The organism is Enterobacter sp. SENG-6 (assembly GCF_001605945.1).
In the GTDB taxonomy this organism is placed as follows: domain Bacteria; phylum Pseudomonadota; class Gammaproteobacteria; order Enterobacterales; family Enterobacteriaceae; genus Enterobacter; species Enterobacter cloacae.
In genome coordinates this window covers 104832-117041 of sequence record NZ_LOMM01000055.1, presented here as the reverse complement: position 1 = coordinate 117041, position 12210 = coordinate 104832, and the positions used below count along the sequence as shown (strand labels likewise).

At 54.8% G+C, this 12210-nt stretch carries 10 protein-coding genes; 1 reads left to right on the top strand and 9 read right to left on the bottom strand.

All coding sequences use genetic code 11. The features are described from left to right. Window positions 1-187 precede the first annotated feature (187 nt). A complete protein-coding gene (locus AX755_RS19905; protein ID WP_013097988.1) occupies window positions 188-532 on the top strand; it encodes a YejG family protein in 345 nt (114 codons plus the stop codon). Between the two features lie 3 nt (window positions 533-535). Here the strand turns inward: AX755_RS19905 and yejF are convergent, their stop codons facing one another. The 9 genes from yejF to AX755_RS19860 form a co-directional block, all read right to left on the bottom strand. Further along, window positions 536-2125, bottom strand: coding sequence for a microcin C ABC transporter ATP-binding protein YejF (gene yejF / locus AX755_RS19900; RefSeq protein WP_062857300.1), 1590 nt, complete (start codon window positions 2123-2125; stop codon window positions 536-538). A 1-nt stretch (window position 2126) separates the two neighbouring features. Then, window positions 2127-3152 carry an ABC transporter permease gene (locus AX755_RS19895; protein ID WP_014832713.1) on the bottom strand — a complete coding sequence of 342 codons (1026 nt, stop codon included), beginning with the start codon at window positions 3150-3152 and terminating at the stop codon, window positions 2127-2129. Next, the gene (locus AX755_RS19890; RefSeq protein ID WP_062857299.1) at window positions 3152-4246 is read right to left on the bottom strand and encodes a microcin C ABC transporter permease YejB; all 1095 of its coding nucleotides are present in this window, start codon (window positions 4244-4246) and stop codon (window positions 3152-3154) included. Before AX755_RS19890 ends, AX755_RS19895 begins: the two co-directional genes overlap by 1 nt. Window positions 4247-4255: 9 nt before the next feature. Continuing rightward, window positions 4256-6061, bottom strand: coding sequence for an extracellular solute-binding protein (locus tag AX755_RS19885; protein ID WP_062857298.1), 1806 nt, complete (start codon window positions 6059-6061; stop codon window positions 4256-4258). A 74-nt stretch (window positions 6062-6135) separates the two neighbouring features. Beyond that, the gene (locus AX755_RS19880; protein WP_062857297.1) at window positions 6136-7692 is read right to left on the bottom strand and encodes a cyclic di-GMP phosphodiesterase; all 1557 of its coding nucleotides are present in this window, start codon (window positions 7690-7692) and stop codon (window positions 6136-6138) included. Window positions 7693-7819: 127 nt separating this feature from the next. After that, window positions 7820-8389 (bottom strand): bifunctional murein DD-endopeptidase/murein LD-carboxypeptidase, encoded by a 570-nt coding sequence (mepS, locus tag AX755_RS19875; protein ID WP_023619753.1) that lies wholly within the window; start codon window positions 8387-8389, stop codon window positions 7820-7822. A gap of 415 nt (window positions 8390-8804) precedes the next feature. Continuing rightward, a complete protein-coding gene (locus tag AX755_RS19870; RefSeq protein WP_029883087.1) occupies window positions 8805-9518 on the bottom strand; it encodes a phosphatase PAP2 family protein in 714 nt (237 codons plus the stop codon). Window positions 9519-9551: 33 nt separating this feature from the next. Continuing rightward, on the bottom strand, window positions 9552-10538 hold the full coding sequence (locus AX755_RS19865; RefSeq protein ID WP_023619754.1) for a CobW family GTP-binding protein: 987 nt from the start codon (window positions 10536-10538) through the stop codon (window positions 9552-9554). 123 nt (window positions 10539-10661) lie between these two features. Further along, window positions 10662-12128, bottom strand: coding sequence for a mannitol dehydrogenase family protein (locus tag AX755_RS19860; RefSeq protein ID WP_062857296.1), 1467 nt, complete (start codon window positions 12126-12128; stop codon window positions 10662-10664). Window positions 12129-12210 lie beyond the last annotated feature (82 nt).

Below are 12210 nucleotides of genomic sequence, written 5' to 3'. Positions count from 1 at the left end.
ATCTATTTGTGTAAAAAGTCACATCATTGTATTTAAAAAGGTTGAGTTAGATCGCAGAAACGGGTACATATAGCGCCGACGCGAGCCTGGATACCGATAAAAAAGCGCTGAATAGTGCAGGTTGGCGATGATGTGTTACTATAAATGTAAATAAATTGTGAAGTAAATTTGCTTCCGGGGATCGAACGTGAATACATTACAACTCTCCATAGTCCATCGCTTGCCCCAGAGCTATCGCTGGTCGGCGGGTTTTGCAGGTTCGAAAGTTGAACCGATTCCGCAAAACGTTGCAGGTTGCGAGAATTGTCTGGTCGCGCTCAAACTGCTTAGCCCGAGCGACGAAGATGCATGGCCGGTAATGGAACGCTTAAGCCAGGCGCTGTCGGATATCGAAGTGGACAGCTCCGTACTGGAGTGTGAAGGCGAGCCGTGCCTGTTTGTTAAAAGTCAGGATGAATTTGCCGCAACCTGCCGCCTGAAAAACTTTGGCGTGGCCATTGCTGAGCCTTTCTCGGGCCAGTATCCCTTCTGAGTGCTAGTCTGCCGATAACAGCTGGCGCGTGTAGCTCTGCGTCGGTGCAGTAAATACGCGCTGGCACTCACCTTGCTCGACCACTTCTCCCTGCCGTAGCACAATCACCTGATGGCATAACGCCCGCACTACCTGTAGATCGTGGCTGATAAAGATATAGGCCAGCCGGTGCTTTTCCTGTAACCCTTTTAACAGGGTCAGGATCTGTGCCTGCACGGTCCTGTCCAGCGAGGAGGTCGGTTCATCCAGGATGATCAGCTCAGGTTTGAGGATCAGCGCGCGGGCAATGGCGATACGCTGGCGCTGTCCGCCAGAAAATTCAGCCGGGTAGCGGTGGCGCGTCTCGGGATCTAACCCTACCTCTGCCATCACACGCCTGACCTCATTTTCACGTTGCAGAGCCGTCAGGGTAGGCTGATGGACGCGCAATCCTTCTTCGATGATCTGCAAAATACTCAGCCTTGGATTGAGCGAGGAGTTGGGATCCTGAAACACCACCTGCATGCGGGGACGTACCGGCAGCATCTGCCGACGGTTCCAGCGGTGCAGCGGCATGCCGTCAAACAGGATCTCGCCCTGCGAGGCAATTAAACGCAGCAGTGCCAGGCCGGTGGTGCTTTTGCCTGAACCCGACTCGCCCACCAGCCCCAGCGACTCACCCGGGCGCAGTGAAAAACGGATGTTCTTCAGCACGACGTTCTGGTCGACCACGCGGCGCAGAATACCTTTACGGATGGGGAAGGAGACAGACAGCCCATCGACGTTCAACAACGGCGCGCTGTCCCCCTGAAGAGGCACAGGATCGCCTGAGGGTTCACTGTCGAGCAGCCGCTGCGTATAGGGGTGCTGAGGCGCGTTCAGCAGTGCGGCGGCGGTGTTCTGCTCTAGACAGCGTCCGTTTTGCATTACAGCGACGCTGTCGGCCAGCTTTTTCACTATGCTCAGGTTATGGGTGATAAACAGCAGACTCATGTTCAGCTCGCTACGTAGCTCCCGCAGCAGCTGCAAAATTTGCGCCTGCACCGTGACGTCCAGCGCGGTGGTGGGCTCATCGGCGATCAGCAGTTCCGGGCGCGTCAGTAGCGCCATGGCAATCATCACACGTTGACGTTCACCGCCGGAAAGCTGATGCGGGAAATCGCTCAGCCGTTTTGCCGCGTTGCGGATGCCGGTTCTCTCAAGGCAGTCGAGGATTTCCCCGCGCGCGGCCTCTTTGCGCATGCCCCGGTGCAGGGAGAGCACCTCGTAAAGCTGTTTTTCCAGGGTATGCAGCGGGTTGAGTGAGACCATCGGCTCCTGGAAAATCATCGCAATTTTATTGCCGCGGACGCCCCGCAGGGTCTGTTCGTCGGCGTGCAGCAGCGAGCTGCCGTGAAACAGAATATCTCCTTGCGGGTAGCTCACTGGCGGAGACGGGAGCAGGCGCAGAATGGAGAGTGCCGAGACGCTCTTGCCGGAGCCGGATTCCCCCACCAGCGCCAGCGTTTCGCCACGCTGGATCTGCAGCGACAGATCGCTGACCACGGTGCGCGTCTCACCCTGTTTCGAAAAGGCAATCGACAGATTCTCGATACTGAGAAGGGGCTGCGTCATGTTACACCGCCTTGTTGGGATCGAAGGCGTCGCGCACGGCTTCGCCAATAAAAATCAGCAGCGAAAGCAGTACCGCCACGGAAAGAAAGGCTGTAATGCCCAGCCACGGTGCCTGCAGGTTGTTTTTGCCCTGCAGCAACAGCTCGCCGAGCGAGGGGGAACCGAGCGGTAGCCCGAAGCCCAGGAAATCGAGCGAGGTGAGGGTGGTGATGGAACTGCACAAAATAAACGGCAGAAAGGTCAGTGTCGCCACCACGGCGTTCGGCAGCATATGGCGGAAGATGATCCCACGGTCGCTCACGCCCAGTGCCTGCGCGGCACGAATATAGTCAAAATTACGGGTGCGCAGAAATTCTGCGCGCACGACGCCCACCAGCGCCATCCAGCCAAACAATACGGTGATCCCCAGCAGCCACCAGAAGTTTGGCTGCACCACGCTCGACAGCAGGATGATCAGAAACAGCGTTGGCATACCTGACCACACCTCAATCACGCGCTGACCCCAGAGGTCAATTTTACCGCCATAGTAGCCCTGGACGGCACCTGCCACCACGCCCATCACGCTGGAGAAGAGCGTCAGCATCAGCCCAAAGAGGATCGAGATTCGGGTACCGTAGAGGATGCGCGCCAGCACGTCGCCACCGTTGGCATCCGTTCCCAGCCAGTTTTGCGTGGACGGGGGAGAAGGGAAGGGGGTCGTGGTGGCGAAATTGATACTGTTGGCGCCAAAACGGATCGGGGCCCACAGTGCCCAGCCGTGTTGATCAATCTGCTGGCGCAGCCACGGATCCTGATACTCCGCCGGTGTTGCAAACGGGCCGCCAAAGTCACTTTCACTGTAGTTATTAAGCACGGGCACATACCAGCGGTCGTTGAAATGCACCAGCAAGGGTTTATCGTTGGCAATCAGCTCTGAGCACAGGCTTAACACAAACAGGACGGCAAAAATCCATAACGACCAGTAGCCACGACGGTTATGGCGAAAACGGGCCCAGCGGGCCTGATTGACGGGGCTTAAACGCGGCATCATCGGCCCTCAAAATCGATTCGGGGATCGACCAGCGTATAGCTGATATCACTGACGATATTCAGCAGCAGGCCAATCAGGGTAAAAATGTAGAGTGTGCCAAACATCACCGGATAATCCCGCGACACGGTGGCTTCATAGCCCAACAGCCCCAGACCGTTAAGCGAGAACATCACCTCAATAAGCAGCGAGCCGGTAAAAAACATACTGATGAACGTGGCAGGAAATCCGGCAATCACCAGCAGCATGGCGTTGCGGAACACGTGCTTCCACATGATCTGTTTTTCACCCACGCCCTTCGCGCGGGCGGTGACGACATACTGTTTGCGGATTTCATCAAGAAAGGCGTTTTTGGTCAGCATGGTCAGGGCGGCAAATCCGCCAATCACCGTTGCCAGCACCGGCAGCGTGATGTGCCAGAGATAGTCGGTGATTTTCTGATACCACGGCAGGGTGCTGAAATCGGCGGATACCAGCCCCCGCAGCGGGAAGAGATCGAAATAGCTGCCGCCGGCAAAAAAGACAATCAGCAGCACAGCGAACAGAAACGCCGGAATGGCATAGCCGATGATAATGAACGTGCTGCTCCAGATATCAAAACGGCTGCCGTTGTAGACCGCTTTGCGGATCCCAAGCGGAATGGAAACCAGGTAGATAATCAGCGTTCCCCACAGTCCCAGGGTGATCGACACCGGCAGGCTTTGTTTGATCAGGGTTAAGACCGAGGCACTGCGGAACAGGCTATCGCCAAAATCAAACCGGACGTAATCCCACAGCATTTTGAAATAGCGCTCGTGAATCGGTTTATCAAAACCATAGCGATGGGTGATCTCGGCAATCACCTCCGGATCCAGCCCGCGGCCGCCGCGATAATGGCTTTCGCTGATATTCCCCACGCCCGTTCTGGCATGGCTTGCGCCCATTCCTTCTCCGCCAGCGCCGGGCATCCCGCCGCGGGTGCCAAATTCAATGGCCGCAATCGCCTGATCGACCGGCCCACCGGGGGCGATTTGCACAATAAAAAAGTTAATAGTGATGATGGCCCACAGGGTTGGGATGATCAGCAGGAGACGGCGGATTAGATACGCACCCATGATGATTCCTTATCGCCGCTCAGCTGGGAGTCTGGCGGCTTTGTTAACGTCATACCACCAGGTATCGAAGCCCAGCGAATAGATCGGGCGCACGGCAGGCAGCGAAAATTTGTCCCAGCGGGCAAGACGATCTTCACCCATATACCACATGGGCAGCATGTAGTAGTTCCAGGTTAACACTCTGTCGAGGGCGCGTCCTAATGGCAGGAGCTTCTGTTTATCGCCCTGTGCCGCGACGATCTTTGCAATTAGCGCGTCAACGATCGGGCTTTTTACCCCCGGCGCATTGTACGAGGAGTCGATGTAACTGGACGCCCAGGAAATCTGCAGGTCGGAGCTTGGCCAGGGCTGCGCGGGCCACAGGCTCTGCATCATATCGTAATCCCGGCTGCGCTTGCGGTTGGTCAGCTGGGCGATATCCACCTGGCGTATGTTCATTGTGATCCCCAGCCGGGCCAGGTTGTGCTTAAACGGCAAAACCCACTGATCGTTTGCCCCTGACGCGATCAGTAGCTCGAAGCTCAACGGTTTTCCCGTTTGGGCATTGACCCGTTTTTGATTTTTCAGGACCCAACCGGCCTCATCCAGCAGTTTGCTGGCTTTCAGCAAATTGTCACGATCAAAGCCGTTGCCATCGGAGGTGGGGGGATCAAACACGGTGGTAAACACTTCCGGCGGCAATTGTGCTTTGAAGGGGGCCAGCAGCGTCAACTCGTCGGCATTGGGGTAAGCGCGCGCCGCGTATTCGGTATTCTGAAAATAGCTGTTAGCGCGGCTGTAGGCGCCATAAAACAGCGCCTTGTTCATCCACTCAAAGTCAAAGGCCAGGGTAATGGCCTGACGTACCCGGCGGTCGTTAAACACCGGGCGCTGAATATTAAACGCCAGCCAGCGCGTGTCCTGGGCAGAGCTATTTTTGTGCTCGTCCTTGACGATGTAGCCTTTGGCGAAGTTTTTACCGATATAGCGCGTGGCCCAGTTTTTGGCGCTGCTCTCCAGGCGTAAATCGAAGGCTCCGGCCTTAAAGGCCTCAAAAGCCACGTTATCGTCCAGGTAGTAATCATAGCGAAGGGTGTCGAAATTCCAGCGCCCCCGGTTTACCGGCAGGTTGGCGGCCCAGTAGTCTTTTACCCGGGAGTAGACCACATACTGCCCCATGCGCCAGTCGGTGATGCGGTACGGGCCTCCTGCCAGCGGCGGTGTGGAGAGCGGGTCGCTCAGCTTATGGGCTTTCCAGAACGATTCAGGCATTACGGGCAGGGAGAACAGGCTCAGCATATTCTCTTTATTCGGCTCGCTCAGCTCAATGCGCACGGTGAGCGGTGCGATGGCCCTGACCGACGCGCCTTTGTAGACAATACGGAACTGGGGAACGCCTTCAGTCATAAATTTATGAAACGTAAAGGCGACATCGCTTGCCCTGACCGGCGAACCGTCATGAAAACGCGCCCGCGGGTTAAGCGAAATTTCCGCCCAGGCAAAATTATCCGCATACCGCACGTTTTCGGCGATCAGCGGATAGTAGCTTCCGGGCTCATCATCAGAGGTGACAAACAGGGTATCGTAGAGAGATTCTGTGCGCGCCGCGGCCACACCGCGCAGGGCAAAGCGGTTGAAGTTATCGAACGTGCCGGTGGCAGAGAGCGTCACATTCCCGCCTTTCGGCGCGGCAGGGTTGACGTAATCATAATGGGTGAAATTCACCGCGTATTTCGGTTCACCAATCACCGCAAACGCAACGTCTTCTTTGATGGTTTGCGCCTGGCTGGACAGGGCCGTCAGTGCCAACAGCAACAGTATGAAGCGCATAAACATCTCGCGACAGCTCCCTCTTTAACAGACCGGCTCAGTTAAGCTGAATAATAAGTGACGTCACGGGCAATGTGAAATTATTCGCCAGCGTGCGTCAGGTCGGGCCGCCACTCACGGAACTGCTCCAGCGGCATCGGACGGCTAATCCAGTATCCCTGCAGGAAGTTAACGCCATGTTCGCGCAGCCAGGCCGCCTGTTCCGGCGTTTCCACGCCCTCTGCGACGGTGGACATGTTCAGCCGTCTTGCCAGCATCAGTACGGCATCAAGCACCGGTGAGGTGACGGTTTCTGTCCCGATGGCGTTAACAAAACCCCGGTCGATTTTGATGTAATCCATGGTGAAATGTTCAAGATAGATCAGCGCACTGTGGCCGGTTCCAAAATCATCGATCGCTATCTCAAACCCTTCGTTGTGCAGCCATTCGAACAGGTTGTTGGCTTCACGGTGGTTGAGCATGTCGCGCTCGGTAATTTCCAGCACCAGCTGGAAGTGATCCGGCGGCAGTAACTCTTTAAAAGTGCGCATATCATCTTTAAAGCTGTCGGCGTGCAGATGCCCCGGCGCAATGTTGATACCGAGTTTTGCGCCCGGCGGTAGCTGGGTCTGTAATACCGGCGCATCGTGAATGATAAGGTCAAACAGATGCAGCGTGAGCGGAACAATCAGCTGCTGCGCTTCAGCAAAATTGATAAACGCATCAGGGGGGATCTCACCCATGGTGGGGTGCTTCCAGCGCATCAGGACCTCAACCCCCCGCATTTGCAGATCTTTTGCATCCACCACGGGCTGATAGACCACATAAAACTGGCCGCGCTTAATGGCGCTAAGGATCTCTTTGCCGGGATTTACGCGGATGGTGAGGATATAGAAATTCAGCGATCCTGCCGCAATGCCGCACACCAGCCCAAATAAGAGGGCGTAGAGGATTTCGTCGCTTGTCCACTTTTCAGCGTACAGCTTAATGGTCAGCGGCACGGCCTTAAGCGTGGCGGTACGCTCGGGCACGGCATGTAAATCTTGCGCCCTGACCAGGGTACTGGACATGGTGGACAGCGCCATATCACCGATGATGATGGCAATCCCTGCGAAGTCGTCCTGGCGCGCGGTATAAAGCAGGTACGGGGTCAGATTGAGATTAACTGACGTAAACACCCCGCCGTCTTTAACCAGAGGGTTTCGGTACCAGATGGCAATGGCGGGTTTATTCGGCAGCATAGGCGTGCCCGGCAGTAATGCCATATCAATCTTCTTGTTGATGTGCAGCTCAGGTATAAGGGCTTCCATCGGCGTATCCATCGGCCCGGTGGCCGACGAGCAGAAGGCGATTTTGTCCCTGACCAGCAAGAACGCGCGCACATTGAGGCTGAAGGCCGCGCGCGACGTCAGCTCGGCATTGACGTCATGGCAGCTGTTCAGCGTGAGGGGCTGAAGAACATCGATAGAGGTTTTCAACTCTTCGAAATAGCTCTCCATGTAGAGGCTCACATCGGTAATCAGGGTGTCGAACCGGACTTCCCGCTTGTGGTAACTCCAGAAAAATTGCAATGAACCCAAAAGCAGGGCAGTGACCAGACCTGTAATAATACTGAGGAACAGTATCTTGCGATGACTGGAAAAGTAGCGGGTGAACATAGACGTCGTGATTCCTGAATTGCCGCTGGATGTATTCAGTGTAACGGGCAAAAAAAAACACCGCCGAAGCAGTGTCTTTTTTTCATCATATCGCCAGCCAAGGGAAACCCGCGATACAATCATCATATTAACTGCGGGTCAGTACGCGACGCGCTTCGTTGTAGCGCTTCTTCCAGTATGGCTCGTTCATGCTGGAAATGGTCACACCGCTGCTGGTGGAGGCATGCACAAACTGGTCATTACCAATATAGATGCCGACATGTCGACCCGTTGAACCGGCACGGAACAGAACTAAATCACCGGTGCGCAGTTTTGTACGTGAAATCGACTTACCCACTTCCTGCTGTTCGTAAGTTGAACGCGGCAGGTCTAACCCAAACTGCTCACGGAAGGTACGCTGTACAAAGCTGGAACAATCGATACCTTTTTTGGTGCTGCCGCCCAGACGGTAACGCACGCCTTTCCAGTCAGCATACTGGTCCATAATACGGGACTTCACGTCCAGATTACGTACCATATTTTCAAATTCATCCTGAGAAGCTTGCAGTGACGAGGAATCTTCCATTCCCACAACACGCGTCTCAGGATGCATGTTCTTTGCGGTGTTCGATGTACTACATGCAGACAACAGTACCGCAACTGCTATCGCCGGGATCCCCCGCAAGATATATCTCAAAATCGGTTGAGATTTGACCATTTTGTTTATTTTCCCTTGAAGTCCTTAACGACAAATATCGTTATAAAAATGCCAAACGTGACGAGACTAATTATCTGTTCACAATGAGACAATTCTTTCTGGTCACATTTGTGGCGCAGCGCACAAATTTATTCACCAAGGAAATAATTATCTCTATGGGGCAAAACGAGTTCGAGATTAACCGATTGCCAGGGCTATTGCGAGTAAAAAAAGCCTTTTTTTTATAAGAAATTGTGATACAGAAAGTAAAAATCCGACATTGCTTAAAATGCAGTCAGATCCGGCGCTTAATCATGCAATTGATTCATTTTTATCATGAAAGAGATGACGGGAAGATGACAGTGCGAAACGATCGTGGCGGGAGATCTATCAGGGATCGCAATGATCCCTGATAGCGGACGTTAATTTTGGTTAATTATTTGTTTAATGCTTGTTGCTTTTTACCCGGCAGATAGCGATCGAACAGGGCTATTATCCGGTCGCTCAGCGGTGTCATCAGGCACCACGGTAACGCGACCAGCGCAACAGAGAGCGAGCCCACGGCAATATCGGTGAACCAGTGTGCGCCAATCATTACGCGAGGGAAGGCGAAAACCACAAAAATAATCAGGGCTATGGCAAACGCCTTCCTGCCGAAATAGCGCAGCATGACTGCACAAAAAATAAGCAGCATCATGCCGTGATCGCCAGGGAAACTGGCCTTCGAGGCATCTTTCGTTGGAATATGCAGTAGTTCGCTGACGCGATAAATATCGGTAAAGAACAGCGTTGGGCTTGAGCGCTTGACCGGAATAATAGCCGTAGCCAGCTGGTTAATGGCGACAGCCAGCAGCAGCATCATCAGACCAATAATCATAATGCGGCGACGCCCGGTTTTGTCCTCTTTCAGCCAGAAAGAGAGCATCAGGCAGCCCATCGCCACCAGCGAACAGCCGTCAAACGCGCGGTTGTTGGTAATCGCCACCAGCCACAGGAAGGCATCACTCTTCACCAGAGCCTGGTTAAAGAAATGGAAGATGGCAGAATCCAGCGGAAACCAGAAACCGTGATCCACCGGGATATACCAGGAGAAAAAGAGCGCCAGTCCGGCGACATTGAGCAGCAAAATCAGGGGAATTCGAGTTGTCATAACATTCAGCATACAGGGAAATCAGGGGCAACGTTAGCCGCCCGAACTTAAACGAAGCTTCAACAGGCTGGACTGCAGGGCATTCCAGTCGGCGTTAACCGCACTAATTAACTCTATTCGGCTATCCGGGGGCGCAACATTCTGCGTTTCAATAAAGAAATCTTCACCCTGACGGTTGATGCGCACCAGGCCGTCGGGGGTGCGCATAATCCCCTTAACGCGATCGACCGGCGCCAGTCTTGCCCACTCAAGCACGCCTATGGTGTCGAAAACGGTGTCGGCATCAAAGATCCACCCGCAGGCCTGATGACCCTGACCGCTGTTGAGATTACGTCGCCAGCGCTGGTGTTCCGGCAGGCTCAACGCCGCCAGACCCTGCTTTGCGGGATGACTATGCGCATGCTCCGCACTGGCTGGCAGCTCGGTGAGGTTCAGGCGAGGCAGGTCGAGCAGGGCGACATCTATCTTCCCCTGAGTGGTTTGCACCCGCTGACGGTTGCCCCCGAAATGTTGCCACCAGGCATCGAATGCCGCCTGGCTTTCAGCCGTGGCCCGATCTTCTTTATTGGCGACGATAATATCTGCGCAGGCGAGCTGATCGCGGAAGTTGTCGTTGGCCACCGCTTTTTCATCCAGCAGCTGTCGCGGGTCGAGCAGGCAAAGCGTGGCGCGTAAGTCTATCCACGGCTCGTAAACCGGCGCGGTGAGTAAATCAAGAATTTGCTTCGGGTGGCCAAGCCCCGTCGGTTCAATCAGCAGGCGGTCGGGTTTACCCTGACGCAGCAGCGTGTTCAGCCCCACCTGCATGGGCAGGCCATTCACACAGCACATGCATCCGCCCGGGATCTCTTTGATCATGGCGCCGCTGTCAGACAGTAACGCGCCATCAATACCCACTTCGCCGAATTCGTTGACCAGCACGGCCCATTTTTCTGCCGGATCTTTATTGGCCAGCAGGTGGAGAATTGAGGTGGTTTTCCCGCTACCGAGAAAACCGGTAATAAGGTTGGTCCTGGTCACGTGCGCTCCGGTAGATAATTGTGATGATGTAACAATTATCTCTTATCCTGACGAAAAAAGGGCGCAATGAGAAGAGGAAGGGCAAACGGAGCGCATGTCCGTTCGCCTTAAGCGCAATAAACGTTAAAGATTTAACGTTTCGATAACAGCCTGGCGCGCCCCGAGGCGGGCAATACGTTGGTATGCCTGGTTCACCGCCTTGACAAAACCATGGTTTTGCGCGAGATCGTGACCAAAGACTTCGCTCAGCGTCAGCAGAGCGTTTACGCGGTTTGCGTCATTGCTGGCTTCAACCTTCGCACGGATTTTGTCGCTGAGCGGATCGCGGACATCAATCGTATTGCCTTGTTCATCTGTACCGCTGACGTAGCGGATCCAGCCCGCCACGCCCAGCGCCAGCAGGGGCCACGCGCTTTGACGCTCCAGATGAATACGGATCCCATCCAGCATGCGCTGGGGCAGCTTTTGACTGCCGTCCATCGCAATTTGCCAGGTACGGTGCTGCAGTGCCGGGTTGGCAAAACGGTCGAGCAGGCTGTCGGCGTAAGCCGTCAGATCAACGTCGGTGATACGTAGCGTAGGGGCCTGTTCATCCAGCATTAACCGCCGCGCGGCCTGACGAAACGCCTCATCCTCCATACATTCATTAATGTGCGCATACCCGGCGAGATAGCCCAGATACGCCAGGAAGGAGTGGCTGCCGTTCAGCATACGTAATTTCATCTGTTCCCACGGCAGAACGTCCTGCACCATCTGCACGCCTGCCACTTCCCACTCCGGGCGTCCGGCGACAAAGTTATCTTCCACGACCCACTGAATAAAGGGCTCGCAGCTGATGGCGCACGGATCTTCCACACCGAGTTCCTGCGCGACCTCCGCCAGCGAGGCATCGGTGGCGGCGGGCACAATCCTGTCAACCATTGTTCCCGGGAAACTCACATGGGTATCAATCCATCCGGCCAGGTCTTCAGAGCGTTTCTGCGCCATGCCGAGCACGGCATTTTTCACCACGTGGCCGTTATCCGGGATGTTATCGCAGGAAAGCACCGTAAAGGCGGGTAAGCCGCGTTCACGGCGGCGGTGGAGCGCTTCGACGATGATCCCTGGGGCGGAATGGGGCTCCGTCGGGTTTTCCAGATCGTGAACGATCCGGGTGTTTTGCAAATCGAGTTTCCCGGTTGCGGGGTCGATGCAATAGCCTTTCTCAGTAATGGTGAGGGAAACAATTGCCACCTGCGGCTCGCAAAATTTCTCAATGATGGCGGCCAGCGAGTCCAGTTTTGCGTTCAGGCATTCATGCACGGCTCCAGTGATAATCGGCTGCTTGCCCTCCGCGCCTTTCTCCAGCACGGTGAAGAGGTGATCCTGCGCCCGCAGCTGGCTCATCAACACGTCGCCGCTGAACAGGCTGATCTCACAAATGCCCCAGTCGCCTCCTTTGGCATTCAGCACCCGATGGGTTAATAACGCCTGATGCGCACGGTGAAAAGCACCAAAGCCGAAGTGAACGATGCGCGAGCGCAGAAGCGAGCGATCGTAGCGCGGCTGCTGAACATGGGCAGGAAGCGAGGTGGAGGCAATTGTCTTCATGAAATACACACCTGATTAACCATTAATTAACAATGTCAGTGTAAAGTTATATGACAACAAAGAGAATTGGTAAGCCGTAAAT

Coding starts and splice junctions, on each gene's coding strand:
- yejF (WP_062857300.1), bottom strand. CDS start 2,125: ATGACGCAGCCCCTTCTCAGTATCGAGAATCTGTCGATTGCCTTTTCG.
- AX755_RS19895 (WP_014832713.1), bottom strand. CDS start 3,152: ATGCCGCGTTTAAGCCCCGTCAATCAGGCCCGCTGGGCCCGTTTTCGC.
- AX755_RS19890 (WP_062857299.1), bottom strand. CDS start 4,246: ATGGGTGCGTATCTAATCCGCCGTCTCCTGCTGATCATCCCAACCCTG.
- AX755_RS19885 (WP_062857298.1), bottom strand. CDS start 6,061: ATGTTTATGCGCTTCATACTGTTGCTGTTGGCACTGACGGCCCTGTCC.
- AX755_RS19880 (WP_062857297.1), bottom strand. CDS start 7,692: ATGTTCACCCGCTACTTTTCCAGTCATCGCAAGATACTGTTCCTCAGT.
- mepS (WP_023619753.1), bottom strand. CDS start 8,389: ATGGTCAAATCTCAACCGATTTTGAGATATATCTTGCGGGGGATCCCG.
- AX755_RS19870 (WP_029883087.1), bottom strand. CDS start 9,518: ATGACAACTCGAATTCCCCTGATTTTGCTGCTCAATGTCGCCGGACTG.
- AX755_RS19860 (WP_062857296.1), bottom strand. CDS start 12,128: ATGAAGACAATTGCCTCCACCTCGCTTCCTGCCCATGTTCAGCAGCCG.